Source organism: Nitrospirota bacterium (genome assembly GCA_016219645.1).
Taxonomy (GTDB): domain Bacteria; phylum Nitrospirota; class Nitrospiria; order Nitrospirales; family Nitrospiraceae; genus Palsa-1315.
Genome location: JACRLR010000016.1, coordinates 199,501 through 219,394 on the forward strand (window position 1 = coordinate 199,501; position 19,894 = coordinate 219,394).

Consider the following 19,894-nt stretch of genomic DNA (forward strand, 5'->3'; position numbering starts at 1 on the left):
CAAACCAAACAAACGGTCTTCTCAGAAGAGATTGACCACAAATCCCAGATGCACTCCATTATCCTGGATCGTGTTGCTGATCTTCGGCACGTGGTTCAGCTGCTGCCCCCAATAGACTTCGAAACTGGCCCTGTCGTCCGGCAGGATATTCCAGCGGAGACCGACGCCGATGCTGGCGAGGGTGTCGGGAAAGGTGGTGATCGGCGCCGTTGCGGAAATACGGTTGGCGCCCTTGTTCCAGCCATGCGCGACGTCCACAAAGGGCGCGAGCTGGAACATCGGTTGCCCGTTCGCCCAGCGGAATAACGGGAAGCGCGGCTCGACCGAGGCGATGAACGAGTTGTCGCGCAGGATGGTCACCTCGCGATAGCCGCGCACCGTATACCGGCCCCCCATCGCCACCTGTTCAACCGGGAACAGGGGCGAGTTCGTGAGTTGCAAATCCATGTGACCAAGGAGCTGCATGCCGAGCAAATTTTCACCGAACTGCTTGATCCCCTGCACCTGACCCAACCAGGAGAAGAACTGGCTGTCCGGCGTGTCGGGGTCCGCATTGATGGTCGCGCCAAGGACGTTTATGCCCACGTTGAATCGCGAGCGGACGGCCAGCACCGTGTCGATGGTGCGATGGGTCCAGTCCTGGGCGAAGCGGAGCGCGGAGACGGTTGCCACGCCGTTCTGATAACCGGGGAACACATTCAACGTCACCTCATCGGGGGTGCCGTTGAAGAGAAAGCTTTGGGTAAAGAGATGTTCCCCGATGATCGAGAGGGCGACCTCATCGGTCACGGTCTTATAAATCGGGTGGCGGAGGCTCATGCCGATGATCTCCGAGTTGGTCTTGATGTTCAGTGGACTGAAGGGCTGCTCGATCAGGCGGAAGCCGGCGCGCCGGTAGTATGGCGAAAAGGTCGTGCCGAACCGGTTGAAGGGAAGGGCGTAGGAGGCATCTACAATCGGATAGGCGCCGCTAGACTGGCCGTAGCTGAGAATGAGGGGGTCCCCGCGGCCTGTCAGGTTGTTGTCGACCAGCCTGCCGGTACCGCGGATTTCTCCGACCAGCGGCGTCAGGTAGTTGTTGACCTCCATCGAGGCGTGAAACGGTTGCTTGTCCGCCACGCGCACGTTCAACAGACTGTCGCCTCGCTGATCACCCGGCCGCAGTTCCGCGTTGATGCGCTCGATCCGGCGATCCTGCTGCAAGATTTGCAGCTGTTCTTGTAGCGGGGCGAGCGTCACCGGTGTGCGAACGCCGAGTGAGAGGCGGTCGCGCAGGTAAGACGATCGGAACCAGCGGTTGCCTTCCACATCGATCCTCGTCAACTTTCCTTCAATGATCTGCACCGTGATGACACCGGAGACGACGTCCTGGTCCGGGATGATCGCGCCGGAGGTCAGGTAACCCTTGTTGACATAGAGGAGCGTTAGGGTCAACCGGAGCCGTTCGAGATCCTCGGTCTGTAACGTCCGGTTCTTATACGGGGCCGTCGCTTCGGCGATCTCGGCATCCGAAAACACGGTGTTGCCGGTCACCTGTACGTCACGGACAAATACTTGTAGTTTGCCTGGCTGTATCGGCACCCCGGTTTCAGGCGGAGGCGGGACGATGGGCAGTACGGGACTCGGCGGCGGTTTGGGCCGCACAAATTCTTCCTTCAGGGGGCCGGGCGGTTCGCCGTAGCGTCCCGTCGGTTCGAGCGTCGATGACGGCGTCTGTGCGAAGGCTGAAGTAGATGCCAACAGCATGACCATGGCGAGACCGATGCAGAAGAAAAGATGTCTCACGATCCGAATGGAGCGGGCGGGCGCCGGTTCCCCAGCGCGATAGGTCATGATCGACAACCCGCGGAGCGCTCTACGGCAAAGGCCTGAGTCAGGAACCCGGCCGGCGCGATTTGACGCAACGACAACAGGGGTTGGTCTGTCTGGTCTGTCTTGTCTATCTGGTCTATTTGGTGCGCAGCCAACCCTCCTCGGACTTCACCAGACAGACTAGACAGACCAGATAGACTTTCCCCTGTGCCTGTGCCCAACATTGCCAGCGGACTCGCGAGCCAACTGCCCGGTTCGGTGGGCAGACTATCCCGTCCCGCCACGGTAAAGCTGCTGAACTGCCCGCCAGCCACCGCAGCGCAATGTTGATTCATCAGCGACGTCGCGATCAGCGGTGTTTTCCCCAGCGGCTGAATCTGGCCGCTGACTGGAGCGTTCGGCGATTGAATCGTGATGGTGCCATTTACGCCGAATTGCGAGGAGGCCGAGATCACACTGTTGGCGTCCGGCAGGATGAAATTGGTCGTGATGGAGATATTCCCGCCCGGTCCCTGGAACGCGTTGGCCAGGATCTGGCTGTTCAGCAGAATGACATATTGTGGATCGATGTCTACGCTGCCACCCCCGCCGGTACCGTCGAGGACCGACGCACTGATCGTGCTATTCATGAGTTGGACGGTGCCGCCGGGATCGGTCGTAATCTTAATGGCGCCGCCGCTCGCCTGGTTGGCCTCGGTCGTCACCGAGCTATTGGTCATGGCGAACTGGTTGCCGGCATCGATCTGGATGTTGCCGGTGTTGCCAGGGCCGGTGCTGCTCGCGGAGACGGACGCGCCGCTGGACATGCTGACCGTATTCGCCACGTCCACCGTGATTGTCCCGCCGGTGGCGGTGACCTCGGTACCAGAAGTCTTGGCCGAGAGCGTCCCGCCATTCTGGAGTGTGACGGTGTTGGCGTTCACGAAAATATTTCCTCCGGCGCCCGTGCCCTGTGTGTCGGTGAAGACGCCGGTGCCGGCCCCGTCGATCAGGACTGATTGGGCCGAGCTTTCCTGACCTTGTATTGTGACGGTGCCGGCATTGCCGGTAGCCTCAAGTCCTAACTCTCTCCCTACTTCGCCTATTGCGCTGGTGCTGGTTAATTGGCTTCCAGATTTCAAATTCAGATCGTTCACTTTGAGTGTAATGCTTCCAGCAGCTCCTGTTGATTCGGTCGACGTGGAGATAATACCCCCTCCTGCGACTTCGATATGTGGCGCTGTGACTGAAACTATTCCCGCGTCACCGATGCTGATCGTTTTCGATACAATTCCGCTCGGTACTGTGGAGCCAAACTCATTGATCCTTGCCCCGCTGATTGACAATGTGTCGGTTATAGTCATGTCTATATCCCCGCCACGGCCCACCCCCCCTCCGTCAGAAGAACTATTCAGCTGTCCTCCCGTTGATAGAGTGATGCGGTCTGCGGTTATGCTTAGTGAGCCTGCGTTGCCGTCTCCGACAGTGGAAGTCCTGATAATGCCAAAATCTGTGACGTTAATTGCACCAGCTGTTACGGACAACGTTCCGGGCTCAAGAACCCCGTCGATAGTATTGGATATTGCACCACCTCTTGAGACGAGTACTGTCCCTTGCGGAGCCGAAATGACCATCATTGGTCCGTTCTGGACTGCGCTCAGCGCACGAATTCTTCCGCCGTCCGTTACCGCGATATTCCGCGCGCCGACGAACACGCTTCCAACCGCCCCGTCTCCGGCACTGTTGTTTTCGATACGGCTGAGACTGCCGTCCTCGAAGGCGCCCGATATTGATACGGTGTTACCTGCGCTCACGGATACGGACCCGCTGGCGCCAGAACTGCCGCTGATAGTCTGTATGGCCCCGCCTCCTGTTATGGCTACCATGTCCGTCGCTGTCACGGTCAGGTCTCCGGCACTACCGCTGTCGTTGGTGAGAGTCTGGATCAGACCGAGGGTATCGACCATTACGGAAGAGGCGTTTACGCTTACTGTCCCGCCTGCGGCGGATAAGGTCTGGGTCTGTATACTGCTAGGCGCGCCTCCGACGCTGATGCCAGCCACAAGGACGGTATCGGCGTTGACCGTAACGTTGCCTCCAACCCCTTCCGCGAACCCTAGACTCGAAATTTGCCCACCTTCAATGAGGGTAACTCTCGAGGATTCCACGAGTATGTCGCCGCCGTGTCCCCCTGATCCGCTGGTGCTAGAAATGCTACTGGGTCTAAGAGTGCTGTCGACCCCTGAGATCTGGACTGTATCCCGAACTGACAATTGAATAGCTCCTGCGGCACCTGCCTCTATCGAGGCGGTTACGATCTGTGCTCCATTGCTAAGGATGGCATTATCAGCCACTAACTCAAATGCGGTCGAAGCCCCAGCAGTGTCTCCAGTTGTCCTTGCCACTAGAGAACTCCCGTCCAAGATAAATTGTCCCCCTCGAATATGTATCGTGCCAGCGCCATCGCCGCTCACATCTATGCTGGATTCTTGGTTGAGGATCACCGTGCCTAGAGTAGTAAAGGTCTGACCGTTGATGTTCGGAGAGGGAGCGAAGGTTTCCAGTAGCACCTCTCCCGGTGAAGCTGTACTGACAAGATTGATCTGACCACCCGGTGCGGAGATGGAAGCCGGGGTGCCTGGCACAGAATCCATATCCATGCCAACCGTGATGTTGCCTCCCAGCAGTGAGATTCCTGTTCCGGTTGCCAATGTTAACCTGCTGCCTTCGACACGGATCGCTTGCGGGTTTGTGCCTAAAAATCCAAATGCAGCGACGGGTGAGGCAGTCAATAGAGCATCGGCAATAATGTCGGGAACCGCGTTGAATCGCGCACCATCGGTGAGCCGGAGATAATCCGTTGTGGTGAAGGCCACCATTCCCCCGACATTCACCGTGGCATTAGGCCCGAATAGAAAGCCGTGGGGATTCATAAGAAAAAGATTGGCATGATCGAATCCGCCTGGCCCGTTGGTCTGAATCATTCCAAAAATAATCGACGGATTCTGCTGCTCGGTCACGCGGCCGAAAATGTTGTCGGTCGGCAAGTTTTGAGGGAGCAGGGTACCGTTCAGATCAACCGATCCTGTATTGAGGAAGTTGGCAATGTTGTTAGTAGGGACATTGAAATCTCCAAAGCTATGAAACAGATTCACTCCCCCGCCTGGTCTGGTGCCTCCGGTGATGTCGTACTGAGTAAGGGCTCCCACTGCGATAGGATCGCTGACTTGGGTATGCATGCCGGACGGGGTGATGGGAGCAACTTGGGCGCGTGCAAGGCTGGAAACAAAGAGTATCAGGAACGCGAGGGTTACCGTGCGGAAAGAAGGGAAGCCCTGTGCAACGCACGAAAGTCTAAGAAGCATGAGCAGTAATCCCATGAGGCATCCTCCCTGCTGTTTGGCCTTGGAGGGCCTGAATATGCGTTCCGTGCTATGTGATCCGACGCATCAAGGGGAGCAAACCGGCATTGGTCCCCAGTGCAAGGGGTCATGATTGACAACCTGTGGTTCGTCCACCCTGAACGCTTGGGTCAGCAACATGGCGGGCCCGATCTGCCGCAACGACAGGAATGCAGGCTCATCACCCCCATCACTTCGGATTTTTATCGTGGCTCCGCTCGCTTGCCTCTTTCACACGGAGTTCGAGTTCCTTAATAACGTCCTGCGAGTCCTTCGGGAGCTTTAATATAGAATCAGAAGGAACTTTTTCCCACTTAACGGCTTCAGCAAGGGCTCCTAAGATCTCCATGCAGAACTCATTGCACGGCGGATCCTCATCACCACCAGTTGAGGTGCTGAAGACCTTATATCCTGCAGATGCCGTGAACATGAGTTCGTCATTGGCCTGCATCGTAAACCATAGATCGGCTTTCATATCACGAGGATCTGGGAGGCTGGCATAGGTCTCCTCGGTCGTTTCAGAAATATTTACAGTCGCACAATCGTTGGTGCCTCCATTGTGACTCTGTTGAGTGCCGACCTCATTAGCATTCACGAACCCACTGAACTTTATTGTGTCTCCGCCAGCAGACGTGGTTGTGCCAGTACAGTAATTACCTGGTCGTGTGAGCGTTCCATTTGCCGTCGTTTTGAATTTCTTGGGAGTGCCAGCCGTCGGTGTAGGGGGTTTATGGTATGAACGCCAAAACTCCAGATGATAATCGAATACGGTGGTCTGCGGAACAATGATGGCATTTTGAAGCGCCAAGGTATCATTAGTACTATCCGTGGCTTTCACTTTGGCATGACCGTATGTATAGTCCTTCACCTTGATGATGATTTGGTCGTTGCCGACGGTATGGGTCTTCGGGCAGGCATTGGAGGCTGTTGGCGTACAACTGGAATTACTCAAGATGAACTCGGTTTTGCAAGCGCCCGCTCCTCCAGGACAATTTTGGACGGTGTTCTGCATTTTTACATGGATATCGTCGTGGGTAGCCCATGCCGCGGACAGGAATCCAGAGGTTAGAAGTAAGGAAAGACAGACTCCAATGACTCTTATCATACTCATTTGTACCCTCCTGGTTTAACTGGTGCCTTAAATTCCCGATGATCTCCTCTGGATGTGGTTTAGAGTTTGGTTTAGAGTTTGCGAATTCCGCATTCGTCCAATTCCAGCGTGCTATTTCGAAATACCATGCTGACAAGGATGTCTGCTTTCAAAGTGTGGAGCCTTCCTTTTAACCGGAGGAAACCGGTCTCACTCAGATTGAAGACCGGCAGAAGGGGGTTCAGACCAAGGTTACGGGAGAAATGGGGAAAACTAGAGCTGGTTGTGGCGATCTCCTCCCAGAAGGTGGACGAGTCACTAACACGGCCCTGGACCCGTATAAAAAAGTGGGGGTACCGGACCCCAGGACGCCCGGACATATTTCCGCCTCCAGTGATACGAAATTTGACAATTTCCTCTGCCGCCTCAAACTGGCCACAAAATGTGATCCGGAAGTTATCGACCCGCTGCTTCGTTTGTATGAGTGCATTGACCAGGGCTAGTTCAACAATACCATCGGCATAATACACTAATTCGATTCTGGCGCTTCCGTTACTTGCGTGCGCCGGTGCAATGGTAATCGGGCCGTAAACTCCTTCAATATTGAGGGGGCTTGGTCCAGAAAGTCGAACGCCGCCGACATTGGCCTCCACGAACCCCATGTCCGTTGGAACGCAGGGGTTGGAGGCCATCTCTAGAGCCCTGAGAACGTTGATACGACCATAGCCGACTTCGTTGTGCCATGATCCATTAGGATGTGTGGAAATGAGATACGTGTACGTTCCCCCACTTGACTGGTCGTTGATCTTGTCCGCAGTCCGTTCGATGATCTTTCGCGCTTGGCGGTTGGTCAATCCGGGATTGACGCTGAGCAATAGCGCGGCGAGGCCGGCGACATGTGCCGTGGCAGCAGAGGTCTGGCCGAAGTTGACATATAAATCTCTCCCGAGGACACGATTGCCGTTACCGTTATAGGCACTATTTGTCGTACGAATCTCTACCCCGGGAGCTACTACCGAGAGCTCGGGCCCATGGTTTGATCCACCAGGAGATCCGTTTCGGCGCTTCTCGATGCCTGCCGTATCAGGCTTTAAGGAAGCTCCACAAGCTATCACGTCTGGGTGACGTGCTGGATAGGCGACTCCTTCGACCCCGCTGTTCATGGAGGCTGCACAGATGATGAGCCCCTCTGTAGCACATTTACAGAGGGCTAAATCTACTTGTTCTCGGTCGATTATGTTTTCATCTTCTTCCTCAACTCCCCAAGAGAGGCACACCACTCGGGCGGTGGCAGTTGTTCCCGAAGATCCCGGATCGGGCCGCTCCCAGTTTTCTGCGGCATAGTTCAGCGCAAGAGCCAACTCGACGTCAGTTTGGTCCGGGATAACAAGCGGGACTAGGCGGCAGGCTCCTGCTAAGCCGGCAATGCCTATGTAATGACGGCCCGTTGCATCTTGGTTATTGAGGCCTGCGGCTAGGATGCCCGCCACTCGTGTCGCATGCTGCATGGTGGCAGGAGCAAAGTTTTGGTAATCAGGGGTTCCCATAGTGGAGAGGTCGATACCTTGAGTCAAGAATTGTCCTGCAAGATCTGGATGATGGAGATCGCACATATCGGGGTCGATTAACCAGACCGCTACCGAACTTGAGCCGGTTGAAATATCCCACCCGGTGTAAGGAGGGATAGGAGAATTGGGATTGTGCTCTGAGGCAACAACGGGAGGCGCCCAATATTTTCGGCTTCCGGCTTTGATGGCGACCATATTCCATTGGCCATCAGGGTTTGAGTTCCGAAACGCGCGTATAGCATATTCAGGATCGTTTGGCATATATGCCAGGTTTGAGATCAAAGGCATATTCTCAAAGCGCGTAGCTCTGATGTACCGCTGTTCGCACTTTTTGATGTGGTCCGCTATGTGGTATACAGGCTGCAAAGGGTTCACCATGATGAAGTAGCGATACAGATTGAGATATTCGGACTTTTCACGATTCTCTCTGAGCCCCATGCGTTCCAAGCGCTTGATGAGTTCGCCTTCTTCTTCTTTAGAAAGGGAGGGAGCGAATCTAATCAACAACACATTGGGAAGAGGACAGACTAATCCCCTATCATCGGTGTTATCACCGACCCGGTAAACGGGACCTATCCATTCCAAATCCGATCCAAATCTGTTCAAGAGGGTAGCAAATCCTGGAGAAACAAGTGCAGGCTTTCCGGTTGAGGTTATCCACATTCGCGTCGCAGTATGGTTGACTCTGCGTTTCCCAACGGTCGCTTCGGCCACGTTAAAATTGCCGTGACCATGAATTCCTTCCGGTAGGATGTCCGACTGAAAATCACGGAAAAAATTCAGGATTCTCTCACGTGCTTGAGCACTCTTTAGCCCTAATAGAAGTCTTGTGGGGTCCAGCCGTAATTCGACGCCAGGTTTTCGTTCGAGGGTATCAGGGAACGCATTTGGGGAAAGTCCGATGTCTGAATGTGGGGTGAGGTCACAAGGTGCTGGAATTGTGGGCTGACCGCTCGCTGTTTGCTTGAGGAGTAGCAGAGCGGCAACAGTGGAAAGACTCAATCTGAGAAACTGGCGACGAGTGCTCATAACAGGACGAGTAGGGAATACGGTCTTCTGAGAGACGCCTGGGGTGGGGTTAATTCTAAGCTTGCGGCCAGCTGTCATTTCCACCTTCTTCAACTCACTCGCCTGTGAGGCGTAAATAACCCAAATCTGAAAAAGCTGTCCTGAACCGTTATCTGCTTTGAGCTGATTGCCGTGAAGCGTGCGATGGATCGTGAGAGAGAAACGGTGTCAGGAATCGTTTCTCTCTTTGTGCTGATGTTTGTGGAGAGAGCAATGTGATTGTGAGTGTGGAGATGGCACCAGGCACCTGTCCAGATCGATACCCTTGCTCGTGCAGGAACCGATTTGTTGATGATCGGGAGGGGGCAGATCGCACATCTTGGAAGCCTGAGATGCCATTCATGGCCGGCTCCATCTGCGTCGTTCCCGGTCTCCGTGAAGCGAGAAGCGTGAAACGTATTCCGCAAACGACGTTAGTCCTGACTGCGAACGCGTGTGATGGACAGATAGTAGGTGATACCGAGTAAACTGTTTCACCATTTTTAGCAATAGACCCGTTTGAGGGGCCGAGCTGGTCTATCTAGTCTGTCTGGTCTTTCTGGTCTATCTGGTCGCAACTCAACCAGACCGGACAGACGAGACAGACCGAATAGACCAGACAGACGTGTCAGACCAGACAGACCAGATGAACCAGCCAGGTCTCCTGGCGATGCAGAGCGCAATCGATGTGCCAGGGGAGTCTGGTGCCGGCTTCGAAAGCGTTTTCGTGATTGCCGTCAATATTGGCGGGTTTTTACGAGGCTGAAGGCAAATACGAAGGGACGGAACATGAGCCCGCGCTCTCTCAGCTGAATCCAATTGGATTCTCGTAGAATCCAATTGGATTCAGATGGTGACTGGCCCAGAGCCCGTCTCACTGGCTTCCCTTCACCCTTCCATATCCTTTAATATAGGCCTCAGGTATCTTTCTTACTGAGGCTCCTTGCGATGCGGGCGAAGGCTGGGTCGTCCTGCCAAGCCTGCGGGCGTCACGTGCTGCATTTGGACGCGACCGAGAGAGGAAAGCGGGGGTGAGGTTCCATTTCTCTAAGCACGTGCAGGAGGAGCTGGAAGCGCGTAAGATTGCACGAATGCTTGTCGATAAGCTGTTGCAAACGCCGGAACAGAAGGTGCCTGAAGTGGAAGGCATTACGTGCTTCCAGTCGCGAGTGGATATCGGTGGGAAGCAGTATCTCCTGCGAGTCATGGTGAACGATAGCGTTGATCCACCTGTTGTGGTCACAGCCTATCGTACCAACAAGATCGCCAAGTACTGGAGGAAGCCATGAAGGTAAAATACGACCAGGAAGTGGATGTGCTTACTATTCAACTGAGTGGCGCTCCGGTTGAGGAAAGCGATGAGGATAAACCCGGAGTCATCCTCGACTATGACAAGGATGGCAACATCGTCGGGATCGAGATCTTGAATGCCTCGAAGCGCATGGAAAATCCGCGCGCGTTGGAATATGCCGTGGCATAAGGGGTCATCGATGAAAACAGTGTCAGAAAGCTTCTCCGAACCGAAACTAACCAGATGAACCAAATCAACCAAATGGGCCTTCTGACAAGGCAGAGCGCAATCCATGTGCCAGCTAGTTCTCTAGACGGATTTGGGAAAATTTCCGTGATTGCGTTTACAATCGCCAGGTTTTCACGAGGTCAAAGGGAAACACAACGGCAGAGGAGATGACCCGGACTATCTCCGGTGAATCCATTCTGATTCCAGGAGAATCCAATTGGATTCTCCTGGAGACCATTAGCAGGTTCATCTCGTTTGTTTGGTTCATTTGGTCTGTCCGGTCCATCTGGTCTTTCTAGTCTTTCTGGTCCTGGCCCACGACGAGACAGACCGAATAGACCAGACAGACCGAACAAACCAGATGGGGGAATCCAGTGGGGTCATTGACTTTGCACCTCGCGGTTTGACGCGTTCAGAAAGCTGTTCTCGCTTCATCCATGCGCGGCCAGACTTGTCCGCTTTTCTTGACCTTCGGTTTGGGATATACTCCCGATCGTAGGAGGTCTCTCCATGTCCAAGATAGTCCCCACTCCTCCTCCAGGGTTCGACGATCTCTCGGTCGACGAACAGATCGATTTCGTACAATCGCTCTGGGATCGAATCGCGTCGACCTCTGAGCAAGTTCCCGTGCCCGAGTGGCACCGGCAAATCATTCGCGAGCGCTTGGCGGCGTACCATGCGAACCCCAGCGCTGGCCGACTCTGGACCGATGTCCGCACAGACATCGAGCGCAAATTGCGAGATCGTTGATCTGACAGATGGCACGGCGGCTTGTCGTTCAGCCCCAGTCTGACCTCGACATCCAAGCAGCCACCGTGTGGTACGAAGACCAGCAGTCTGGCTTAGGAGCGAGGTTCCTCAATGAGCTTGACCAGTTGTTTCTTCGTATCGTAGCCAATCCCCGACAGTTCCCACGCGTGGACGATGAGGTGCACCCTGCGTTGCTCCGTCACTTTCCCTATGGCGTGTACTTCCATGCAGAAGAAGCGAGTATCAACGTGCTGGCTGTTCTGCATCTGCATCGACATCCGGAGATGTGGAAAAGTCGAAATTAGAGGGAGAAACGGTGAATTCAGCCTTCAGACTGCCTCGCCTGTCTCGCTTTTAGCGTTTCTTGACCCAGGCTAGGATGCATAGGATAATCCTGCTGAACGGAGCATGCGACGATGAGCCCGAAGCTTCAAGAAGAACTGCTGCAGCTGATGACCAAGGCCATCGAAGAGGAATGGAGCAGGTAGTGTCTATGATCAGCAAGGCTCGCATCGGTATTTCCCAAGAGAAAATAGGGGAATTCTGCCGTCATCATCACATTCGGAAACTATCACTGTTTGGTTCAGTGCTCCGCGAGGATTACCGGTCGGACAGTGATGTTGATGTGTTGGTGGAGTTTGAGCCGGGCCGTGGACCGGGCTTCATTGGCTTGATGAAGATGGAGAAGGAACTTTCTCTCCTATTAGGCGGCCGAAAAGTTGATCTGGTTACGGAGAAGTTTCTGAACCGCAGGATGCGGAATCGGGTACTGGCCGATGCCGAGATTCAGTATGCCGAAGGATGAATTTGTCTATGTCGGCCATATGCTGGATAAGGCTCACGACGCGCTCTCGTTGGTTCGTGGAAAGACCCGTCACGATTACGATCGTGACACCGCCCTCCGCTTAGCGCTCACTCATCTCATTCAGGTGATCGGCGAAGCTGCTCGCCGCGTGCCTTTGCAGTTCCGCGAAAGGCACCCGGAAATTCCGTGGGATGCCATTGCTGGCATGCGGAGCAAGATTGTGCACGATTACATGAATGTAGATGAGGATATCGTATGGGAGTCCGTGACACAGGAGCTTCAACCCCTGATCGAAGAACTGAAGAAAGTCCTTCCATCCGAAAGCATCTGAAATCCTCTTGCCGCAGAAACAGGGCGGATAAAGCCCGCCTTGTCCGCATCAGGCAAAAAACCAATGCCACACACCAGACCGTTTGATGTGTTTCAGCGAGCTGGTATCTTTCTGAACGAAACTAACCGGATGAACCAAATCAACGAAACAAACCAAATAAACCAAACAAACGAGATAGACCAAATAGGCCAGACAGACCGGGTTGTCTGCAGCCTGCTAGACAGGAGAAACGTGGCGAACGATGATCTGGGGGATTTTTTGAAAATCGCGCGAGGAATTAAGGGGCCATTCTGGTTTTCTTCTGTCAGACGATAGTCTGGCGATATCAAGAATTCAGAATGTCCCCTTCTTCTACTCATGAACGTCCCGCTGGGGACTGGCGCCCTTCTTCCTGCGCCGGTCCCCAGGGCTCGTCGAACTCCTGGAAATCCCGCTAGCGATCTGTTGTCCGCATCACCCTGCCAGCGTTGGTTCGAACATCGGGCCGGTCTTGATCCGCACCGCCGCGACGAGATCCATCACAAAGATCCGTCCGTCCCCAGGGCCGTCGGTCTTCGCGTAGCGCGTAATGGTGTCGACCACATCCTGTACCAGATGATCCTCGACGACTAATTCGATTTTCATCTTGGGCACAAAGGTGGCGGTATACTCGATGCCCTTATAGGTTTCCCGACCCGGCTTCTGGTGTCCGTATCCTTGGACGTCCGTGACCGTCATGCCTTCCACACCCAGTTTCACCAAGGCCTGCTTGACGTCACCCATTTTGAACGGCTGCATGATGGCTTCAATCATCTTCATCGCGATACCTCCCGGTTAGATATGGCTTACCCGAGGACGTTGATCCTGCAGCGTCGTTGGGATCGCCGAGTGATGGTGTTAGTACAGGGTGGCCTGGTCCATTTCTCTCCATGGCTTGAACCACTTTTAGATGAACCAGGCGCAACCACATCGTAGAGCTTAGGCGATCACTTTTTGAATCTCTTGTATCGGTCCTCGCCTGATCGCCTCCTGATGAGGCATAACAGCAAATGCTGTGCCTGCAGAATTCGTAGCCGGCTTCGAATGAGTTTTTGTGATAACCGTATAAATACCCAGGTTTTCACGAGGCAGAATGGAAATATGAAGGTAGAGGACATCACTAGCGATATTTCAACAGAATCAATTGTGATTCTCGCGACATCCAATTGGATTCAGAGACTCTACGGTCTGTGTGGTCTATCTCGTCTGTTTGGTCTATCTTGTTTGGTTGAACCAGGCCAACCAGAGAGACCAGATGAACCAGATAGACGCTTCACGAGGAACGTGAGTTCGGGTGCTTTCGCGACGAATCGTCATGAAGCATGGGGGCTAGGAGGCTATTTTTCGAACGTCTTTGAGAAGGATGAAGAGATGCAAGGGATCACTTGGTGAAGGCAGGAAATCGAAGCGCTCATAGAATCCTTTGGCTCTATCGTCTTTCGCGTGAACCACGAAGGCACGAATTCCTGCAATGTCGGCGGCTTGAAGTGTCCGTAGCATGGCATCTTTCAGAAGCGCAGCCCCGATCCCTTGTTTCTGCCAATGGTAGTCTACGGCGAGTCGAGCAAGTAGCATGATGGGAATGGAGTGATGCGCGAGTCCTTTGATCACTCGTTCTGGTGCCTTTTCATACGCTACCGATCCTACCGCAAGGGAGTAATAGCCTATAATGGCTTGATCGGCTAACCCCACGTAGGTTTGTGATGCGCCATTATTTTGATTGAGCAATGCGTATTGTTGCAGAAAGCGATTCAGATCTTTATTGCCACAGTCGAATGCTTCTACGGCGTGATCTCGCTGAAGCTTTTCGATCTTTCGAGTCAACGCTCTTCTGTGGTAGTGGGGAGAGGGGCCGCGTCAAAGAACCCAGGTTCAGTCAACAGACGCTGCAAGTGAGGGAGAGGGCGAGTCGGAGCATCAAGTGCATTCAGGAACTCAGTCCATTGAGCTTTGTTCAGACTGAATGTGCGGCGGTCTGCTAACGTTTCATCTGCGCGGGCCAGGGCACTTTCCAGGACAAACGCGCTCACCGAACGATGAGAAACGGAGGCGGCAGCTTCCAGCGTCCGTTTGGCTGAGCGGCTCACCCGAAGATCCAGTTTTTCAGTACGAAGTGCACGCGCTGACATCTTGCTTCCTCGCATTTGCCGTCAAGATAGCTCGATTATTGCCCCATGTCAAGACAATGGCATGACATAATATATACGTAATATCCTTGTATTATGTAATGAGCAGACAAATGAATGGTTCCTCTGGTCTGTTTGGCCTGTTTCGTCTGTCCGGCTCAAGCCCCTAGACAGACCAGAGAGACCAAATAGACCAGATAGACCAGATAGACGAGAGAGAGCAGAGAGACTAGATGAACCAGACAAACCAAATGGACCAAATCAACGAGACGATCCCGACAAGCCACGCTAGACCAGGCCAGCCTACACCCACGGTATTCCACAGAGTGGGGCGGAACGCCCAGAGAGATCTTTGTTGCTCCTGTCTGGGGAAGGAAAGAGTGGTGCGTGCGTGTTCCACCGGCTTGCGCGGGGTGCGACGAGCCCAGGCTGCTATCGCAATCAGGGCGAGAGACAACCACGCCATCACAGTGATGACCATCAGCAAGGCGATCACCGTCGTCACGATGACTGTGCTCAGGTATTGAGATTTCTCAGTTGGGAGGGCTCCTGATCTGAGCAGGCTATAGTTCTCACAGAACGCTCTCGTCCTTCCCTTTCCGGTCACAGCGCAAGAAGTTGGTGTAGTTTCTGCTGCCACCACGTAACCGTGGTCCTGTTCCTTCTGGACCTGGGTCGCATGGCCGACTCCGGACAGGAACAGTGACCCTACTACCAGGGCTGCGCTGATGGAGAACTGGGCGGGATTCATATTCATCATCAACATCTGAATGGTGTGGTCGGGCGACCATTCTCCACCCACGTATAAGCGCAATCTACATGCCAGTCGATTCTGTTCCAGTGGCTTGTAGCTGTTTCCATTAATTCATTGGGTGTTTCGTGTACTTGGAGGAGCCGGCGCTGCTCTTAGCACATGCGTATTCACCCCAATACTGGATCGGATTTGATTCTCGCTGAATCAGAATGGATTCAGGGCACGGCGAGAGAGGTATTGGAAATGTGAAATGTGAAATGAGGAATGGGACACGAGAAATGTGAAATGTGGAATTAGGAGTGAGGAATGGAAGAGGGAGGAGCTCTGGGTTGTCTGCCCTTCGGCCTTCAGCCTTCGACCATAGAACCTTTTGGTCTGATTCGACCAGATAAACAAGACAGACCAAACAAACCAAAAGAACCAAACAGACCAGATCGATCAGTCACCCCAAATCCAGGCGACGACGAAACAGATGATGATTGCCAGGATGGGAATTGAGCCGAGTGAAATGGCATAGACAACATTCTGCATGATTCGCTCCCTGCTGTAGGGTCATTTGTCGTGATACTCATTGAGCAAGCGATATGCCAGATGATTGTTGCATGAAAGCGTCGAGGACTTTTTATGCTAACCGTTTGAATTGTTTGTTCGACGTGCATGTGAGGGCTGTGACGAGATTGTTTTGTCGGTGAAATTCTTCGGCTGAGGACTGAATCGGTTTTGATTGAGAGAGAATCAGAATGGATGCAGTGCACGGTGAGAATAGCGGGACCAGACTTGTTTATTTGGTTTGTTTTGTTTGTTTGGTTCAATCAGACGAACCGGATAAACCAGACAGGCCAGTGGTCGGTGCGGGTGGAGCAGTGCAGTGTATTTTTTGCGTGACGTATTTCAACAGACTATCTGGTACCATAGAGAAACACTTGGTTCTTCGAACCAAATGAACTAAACAAACCAAATCAACCAAACAAACCAGGAACGATGGACTGTATCCTGTTGCGGCATGGCATTGCGGTAGAGCGTGATGAATGGAAAGGGACGGATGGGGATCGCCCACTGACGGAGAAGGGCAAGCAGCGAGTGCGTGAGGTGGCGGCTGGCTTGAGCCGGCTCGATGTGCAGCCAACCCTGGTCTGGTCGAGTCCCCTGATCCGGGCGCTTGAGACGGCGAAGATTGTGCACCGCTCCCTACAAGTGCGCTCTGCAGTGCAAATTGTCGATGCACTCGTGCCGAATGCGCCTCCCGATAGGCTCCTCTCGATCCTTCACGATCTGCCGCCGGAATCCTGCGTGCTTTGTGTCGGGCATGAACCCCACTTGGGAATGGTCGCGGCGGTGTTGCTCGCCGGAAAACCCTCGGAGGCCTTTCCCTTTAAGAAAGCCGGCGCCTGTCTGATCGAGCTGTCGGTCCCGGTAAAGCCAGGCCGGGGCGTCCTTCGTTGGTGGCTGCCCCCCTCTCTCTTGCGAGACAGACCAAACAGACCAGCCTAGGGGGCCGGCGCTGGTTGGGTCACGTGGTCGGAGGGCAGCTCCTGACTTCTGAGGTATGGGGTGAGCAGCGGCTGGATCTTACCGCGCAGTTCAGCTTGAATCTCATCCGGCGATTTTCTGGCATCGATCACCTCGAAGTGAAACTCTTCCGCCATTTTGTCAAATTCCTTGATCAACAGCGATTGGTATTTCTTGAAGCTATCATAGAGATCGTTTCCCAGCCGAAGATCCATGCCCGATTCCCAATAGTTCATCGCTTTTGTTTCAATGACGCGCAATGCGAGCGTTTCCACGTCGATGCGCAAGTAGCACACAAGATCCGGCACAAGGGCGAATCCGAACACGTCTCTGATCCATTTGTAATCGTGGCTTCGGACGACATCGCGAGCGAAGGCGGTGTAAATATAGCGATCAGCCAGGACGATAAAGCCGGATCGAAGGGCGGGAATGATCTGATGTTCCAGGCGATCGGCAAAGTCGGTGGCGTACAGCAGGCTGAAGGACCACCGGTCGAGAATGTTCCCTTCCTTAGCCATTTCGATCGTCTTCGACATGAGGTTGGACCTGGTCCAACCGGTGGTGATCACCCCGTAGCCCTGCACCTCCAGCCACTCTTGCAACATCTCGATGTGGGTGGAGCGGCCGACACCATCGGTGCCTTCGATGGCGATGAGTTTCCCCTTGAGGTCACTCGGATTTAGGTACGTCAAACCGTCGCCAAAATACCGTGCGTCGACCATGGGTCCCCCGTCGCGGTTTGTACTCTTTGAGCGCCTCTCCCACGAGCCGGCGCATGTCGTTCTGCTGGGATTCGATTTCTTTTGTCGCGTCCATCGTGATGAGCTGAAACTCCTCGACGATTTTGTCGTACTGAGCCAGGATGCTTGATTGGAAGATCCGGAAGCTTTCGGTGACGTCCGGGTTTAAGTTCAGGTCCATACCGGCTTCGTAGTACTTGAGTTGCCCGCGCGTACCTCCGAGGAGCCGTGAGATGGCCACCTCGATCGGGACCCTGAAGTAGAAGGCCATATCCGGTGTGATGGCGAAGCTGTAGAGCTTGCGAATCCATTCAGGCGACACGCCGCGGACCACGTCACGCGCGAAGGCGGTATACATGTAGCGGTCTGCCAGGACGATCATGCCGGCTTTGAGCGGGGGTAAGATCTGATGATAGAGCCGGCTCGCAAAGTCGGTCGCGTGCAGCAGGCTGAACGTTGTCGGCGTCAGGCTCTTGTTCTTCTTTCCTCGTTTCGTCGTGTCTTTGACCAGCTCGGAGGAGTTCCACTCCGTGAAGAAGACTCGATGGCCTTTCGACTCCAGCCACTTATGCAACAACAGCAGTTGTGTGCTCTTCCCGGACCCGTCAATGCCCTCGACAATGATCAGTTTTCCAGGGTAGGGGTGGGGCGGCTTGGCGAGAGGGGGCTGTTCGCTCATGTGGCCTCTTCCTGCGAGATGACCGAGAACTTAAGATGGCGGCGAAATACCCGTTCAAAGAGGTCCGCCCGGCCTGCGGCGGCCCAGGTTTCCAGCTCCGCATCGCCCGTCACGTGTACGGTGATGGTGACGGTGGCGCCAAGTCTCACATCGAGGGTACGAACGACGGAAAAATGCGTCCGGTCCAGGCCGTCGGCGATCCGAAGCAGCGCAGACAGAATCCGCACGATGCGCTGGTATTTGGGAGAGAGGAGGTCGAACCCTTCGTGCTTCTGGTGCGGGACTGCGCGCCGGTGGTACCGGGCCACATTCGCGATGATCTGTACTTCCCCGCCGGATAATCCTCCGATATCGCTGTTGGTGATCAGATAGTAGGCGTGTTTGTGGTGCTGGCGCTCATTGATGAGGTAGCCGACGTCATGCAGAATCGCGGCGTATTCAAGCCAGGTCCGCTCGGTAGGTCCCAAACGATGGAGGCGTGCCGTCTGGTCGAAGAGGCGCAGGGCCAGGCCGGCGACATGGAGGCTGTGGGCTTCCGGGGCGTGACAGCGACGGGCCAGCGCCACGACATTGCGCCGCCGCAAGTCGGGAATTTCCGCTTCTGCTTTGAGTCGTTCACGGTGACGATGGATAAAATCGTAGATGACGCCTTCACGGATGGCCTTGTCACAGAGGATCAGTTCGTCTCGTTCTGACAGTTCCATCAGGCGGCGAAGGACGACGGTGGCAGGGAACAGGGTGTCGACGCGCTTGGGGTCCAAGCCGCGGATCGCCAGCCTGGCTTTAATGGTCGATTGCCGGAGGACCTGCTCAATCTCTTTCACGTCTTTCAATGAAATCGTGGCGAGATTGATTTGGGGGAGCGGGCGATTCGTTCGGCGCAGATGAATGACTTCAGCCAGGTTACTTGCCATCCCGGAAGTGGCGATCAGGGAGTCGAATCGTTTCGTCTTGAACGACTCGAGGGCGCCTTGTAACTGGATCGTCACCCGGTCTTCGAGTGAGCGAAGCATTCGCTTGGAAGGAGGCGTGCGTTTGAGGAATTCATCCGCCAGCCGGATGGCGCCGATCTTCAGGCTCTTTGTGTGGAGGAGCTGGTCACGGTTTCCGACCATCAGTTCGACCGATCCGCCGCCGACATCCACGGAGAGCGTCGGTTGTTCTGTCATGGGGACGTTATTTTTAACCCCCAGAAAAATCAGTCTGGCCTCTTCTGTGCCGCTGATGACGCGAATGGCCAGGCCTGTCTGTTCGGCTACGAGATCAATAAAGTCTCCCCCGTTTTTGGCCTCGCGCACAGCACTGGTTGCGACTGCGATGATGCGGTCGTAGCCCTTGTTCTTGGCCAGGGTGACGAGATTGCGAATGACGTCGAGCCCGCGCGTCATCGCTTCGTCGGACAGGCGGTGAGTCATGAAGGCGCCGTTTCCGAGCCGCGTCATGTCTTTGAAACGATCGAGGATCTTATAGCCTCCATCCGGCTGGATCTCAGCCAGCACCATATGGATGGAGTTCGTTCCGATATCGATGACGGCAATCTTGGCCATAGAATAGGAAAGATTCAGGTGATTAGGCTGAAGACTGAAGGCTATTAGGCTGAAGGCGGAGCTCCGAACCCTTCAGTCTAAACCCCTTCAGCCTACTCTACTTGAGTAGTTACGTTCAGAGACCATAATGAGAAGGGCCTTGGCCTGTCAAGGGCGGCAAGGTTAATTCTTGGCGACATTTTAGCAGGCTGCGTTCTTTCATGTGGCCGTGGTACTCTC

19 protein-coding genes are annotated in these 19,894 nt (G+C 54.4%); 8 read left to right on the forward strand and 11 right to left on the reverse strand.

Going from position 1 to position 19,894, the window contains the following annotated elements; translation table 11 throughout:
* Positions 1-21: 21 nt before the first annotated feature.
* The 4 genes from HZB34_05270 to HZB34_05285 all read right to left on the reverse strand — a co-directional run bounded on the left by HZB34_05270 (position 22) and on the right by HZB34_05285 (position 8,957).
* Positions 22-1,833: a ShlB/FhaC/HecB family hemolysin secretion/activation protein gene (locus HZB34_05270; protein MBI5315362.1), complete on the reverse strand. Its 1,812-nt coding sequence runs from the start codon at positions 1,831-1,833 to the stop codon at positions 22-24.
* A complete protein-coding gene (locus HZB34_05275) occupies positions 1,830-5,171 on the reverse strand; it encodes a filamentous hemagglutinin N-terminal domain-containing protein (GenBank protein MBI5315363.1) in 3,342 nt (1,113 codons plus the stop codon). Before HZB34_05275 ends, HZB34_05270 begins: the two co-directional genes overlap by 4 nt.
* A gap of 211 nt (positions 5,172-5,382) precedes the next feature.
* Positions 5,383-6,303 (reverse strand): hypothetical protein, encoded by a 921-nt coding sequence (locus HZB34_05280; GenBank protein ID MBI5315364.1) that lies wholly within the window; start codon positions 6,301-6,303, stop codon positions 5,383-5,385.
* Positions 6,304-6,374: 71 nt separating this feature from the next.
* Complete coding sequence (locus HZB34_05285; GenBank protein MBI5315365.1) at positions 6,375-8,957, reverse strand: S8 family serine peptidase; 2,583 nt, start codon at positions 8,955-8,957, stop codon at positions 6,375-6,377.
* Between the two features lie 565 nt (positions 8,958-9,522).
* On the opposite strand from HZB34_05285, the gene HZB34_05290 reads away from it, so the two are divergent.
* The 7 genes from HZB34_05290 to HZB34_05320 all read left to right on the forward strand — a co-directional run bounded on the left by HZB34_05290 (position 9,523) and on the right by HZB34_05320 (position 12,302).
* Complete coding sequence (locus tag HZB34_05290; protein ID MBI5315366.1) at positions 9,523-9,663, forward strand: hypothetical protein; 141 nt, start codon at positions 9,523-9,525, stop codon at positions 9,661-9,663.
* A 265-nt stretch (positions 9,664-9,928) separates the two neighbouring features.
* The gene (locus tag HZB34_05295; GenBank protein ID MBI5315367.1) at positions 9,929-10,186 is read left to right on the forward strand and encodes a DUF4258 domain-containing protein; all 258 of its coding nucleotides are present in this window, start codon (positions 9,929-9,931) and stop codon (positions 10,184-10,186) included.
* Positions 10,183-10,377 (forward strand): DUF2283 domain-containing protein, encoded by a 195-nt coding sequence (locus HZB34_05300; protein MBI5315368.1) that lies wholly within the window; start codon positions 10,183-10,185, stop codon positions 10,375-10,377. Before HZB34_05295 ends, HZB34_05300 begins: the two co-directional genes overlap by 4 nt.
* 549 nt (positions 10,378-10,926) lie before the next feature.
* Positions 10,927-11,166: an addiction module protein gene (locus tag HZB34_05305; GenBank protein ID MBI5315369.1), complete on the forward strand. Its 240-nt coding sequence runs from the start codon at positions 10,927-10,929 to the stop codon at positions 11,164-11,166.
* A gap of 8 nt (positions 11,167-11,174) precedes the next feature.
* Positions 11,175-11,471 carry a type II toxin-antitoxin system RelE/ParE family toxin gene (locus HZB34_05310; GenBank protein MBI5315370.1) on the forward strand — a complete coding sequence of 99 codons (297 nt, stop codon included), beginning with the start codon at positions 11,175-11,177 and terminating at the stop codon, positions 11,469-11,471.
* Between the two features lie 206 nt (positions 11,472-11,677).
* Positions 11,678-11,971 (forward strand): nucleotidyltransferase domain-containing protein, encoded by a 294-nt coding sequence (locus HZB34_05315; GenBank protein MBI5315371.1) that lies wholly within the window; start codon positions 11,678-11,680, stop codon positions 11,969-11,971.
* A complete protein-coding gene (locus tag HZB34_05320) occupies positions 11,958-12,302 on the forward strand; it encodes a DUF86 domain-containing protein (GenBank protein ID MBI5315372.1) in 345 nt (114 codons plus the stop codon). Before HZB34_05315 ends, HZB34_05320 begins: the two co-directional genes overlap by 14 nt.
* Before the next feature lie 453 nt (positions 12,303-12,755).
* On the opposite strand, the gene HZB34_05325 is transcribed toward HZB34_05320, so the two are convergent.
* The 4 genes from HZB34_05325 to HZB34_05340 all read right to left on the reverse strand — a co-directional run bounded on the left by HZB34_05325 (position 12,756) and on the right by HZB34_05340 (position 15,248).
* Positions 12,756-13,100, reverse strand: a complete 345-nt coding sequence (locus tag HZB34_05325; GenBank protein ID MBI5315373.1) for a P-II family nitrogen regulator — start codon at positions 13,098-13,100, stop codon at positions 12,756-12,758.
* A 549-nt stretch (positions 13,101-13,649) separates the two neighbouring features.
* Positions 13,650-14,144 carry a GNAT family N-acetyltransferase gene (locus HZB34_05330; protein MBI5315374.1) on the reverse strand — a complete coding sequence of 165 codons (495 nt, stop codon included), beginning with the start codon at positions 14,142-14,144 and terminating at the stop codon, positions 13,650-13,652.
* A complete protein-coding gene (locus HZB34_05335) occupies positions 14,141-14,449 on the reverse strand; it encodes a DUF1778 domain-containing protein (protein MBI5315375.1) in 309 nt (102 codons plus the stop codon). Before HZB34_05335 ends, HZB34_05330 begins: the two co-directional genes overlap by 4 nt.
* 226 nt (positions 14,450-14,675) lie before the next feature.
* On the reverse strand, positions 14,676-15,248 hold the full coding sequence (locus HZB34_05340) for a hypothetical protein (GenBank protein MBI5315376.1): 573 nt from the start codon (positions 15,246-15,248) through the stop codon (positions 14,676-14,678).
* A 933-nt stretch (positions 15,249-16,181) separates the two neighbouring features.
* On the opposite strand from HZB34_05340, the gene sixA reads away from it, so the two are divergent.
* Positions 16,182-16,691, forward strand: coding sequence for a phosphohistidine phosphatase SixA (gene sixA, locus HZB34_05345; protein MBI5315377.1), 510 nt, complete (start codon positions 16,182-16,184; stop codon positions 16,689-16,691).
* On the opposite strand, the gene HZB34_05350 is transcribed toward sixA, so the two are convergent.
* The 3 genes from HZB34_05350 to HZB34_05360 are packed head-to-tail and all read right to left on the reverse strand — an operon-like array spanning position 16,688 to position 19,675.
* A complete protein-coding gene (locus HZB34_05350) occupies positions 16,688-17,431 on the reverse strand; it encodes a deoxynucleoside kinase (protein MBI5315378.1) in 744 nt (247 codons plus the stop codon). The genes sixA and HZB34_05350 overlap by 4 nt on opposite strands.
* Positions 17,379-18,128 carry a dTMP kinase gene (tmk, locus tag HZB34_05355; protein MBI5315379.1) on the reverse strand — a complete coding sequence of 250 codons (750 nt, stop codon included), beginning with the start codon at positions 18,126-18,128 and terminating at the stop codon, positions 17,379-17,381. Before tmk ends, HZB34_05350 begins: the two co-directional genes overlap by 53 nt.
* A complete protein-coding gene (locus HZB34_05360; protein MBI5315380.1) occupies positions 18,125-19,675 on the reverse strand; it encodes a Ppx/GppA family phosphatase in 1,551 nt (516 codons plus the stop codon). The genes tmk and HZB34_05360 overlap by 4 nt, the downstream gene beginning before the upstream one ends.
* Positions 19,676-19,894: the final 219 nt, after the last annotated feature.

Excerpts from the sequence above, each read along its gene's own strand:
- HZB34_05270 (MBI5315362.1), bottom strand. The coding sequence starts at position 1,833 with ATGACCTATCGCGCTGGGGAACCGGCGCCCGCCCGCTCCATTCGGATC.
- HZB34_05275 (MBI5315363.1), bottom strand. The coding sequence starts at position 5,171 with ATGGGATTACTGCTCATGCTTCTTAGACTTTCGTGCGTTGCACAGGGC.
- HZB34_05280 (MBI5315364.1), bottom strand. The coding sequence starts at position 6,303 with ATGAGTATGATAAGAGTCATTGGAGTCTGTCTTTCCTTACTTCTAACC.
- HZB34_05285 (MBI5315365.1), bottom strand. The coding sequence starts at position 8,957 with ATGACAGCTGGCCGCAAGCTTAGAATTAACCCCACCCCAGGCGTCTCT.
- HZB34_05300 (MBI5315368.1), top strand. The coding sequence starts at position 10,183 with ATGAAGGTAAAATACGACCAGGAAGTGGATGTGCTTACTATTCAACTG.
- HZB34_05305 (MBI5315369.1), top strand. The coding sequence starts at position 10,927 with ATGTCCAAGATAGTCCCCACTCCTCCTCCAGGGTTCGACGATCTCTCG.
- HZB34_05310 (MBI5315370.1), top strand. The coding sequence starts at position 11,175 with ATGGCACGGCGGCTTGTCGTTCAGCCCCAGTCTGACCTCGACATCCAA.
- HZB34_05320 (MBI5315372.1), top strand. The coding sequence starts at position 11,958 with ATGCCGAAGGATGAATTTGTCTATGTCGGCCATATGCTGGATAAGGCT.
- HZB34_05325 (MBI5315373.1), bottom strand. The coding sequence starts at position 13,100 with ATGAAGATGATTGAAGCCATCATGCAGCCGTTCAAAATGGGTGACGTC.
- HZB34_05335 (MBI5315375.1), bottom strand. The coding sequence starts at position 14,449 with ATGTCAGCGCGTGCACTTCGTACTGAAAAACTGGATCTTCGGGTGAGC.
- sixA (MBI5315377.1), top strand. The coding sequence starts at position 16,182 with ATGGACTGTATCCTGTTGCGGCATGGCATTGCGGTAGAGCGTGATGAA.
- HZB34_05350 (MBI5315378.1), bottom strand. The coding sequence starts at position 17,431 with ATGGTCGACGCACGGTATTTTGGCGACGGTTTGACGTACCTAAATCCG.
- tmk (MBI5315379.1), bottom strand. The coding sequence starts at position 18,128 with ATGAGCGAACAGCCCCCTCTCGCCAAGCCGCCCCACCCCTACCCTGGA.
- HZB34_05360 (MBI5315380.1), bottom strand. The coding sequence starts at position 19,675 with ATGGCCAAGATTGCCGTCATCGATATCGGAACGAACTCCATCCATATG.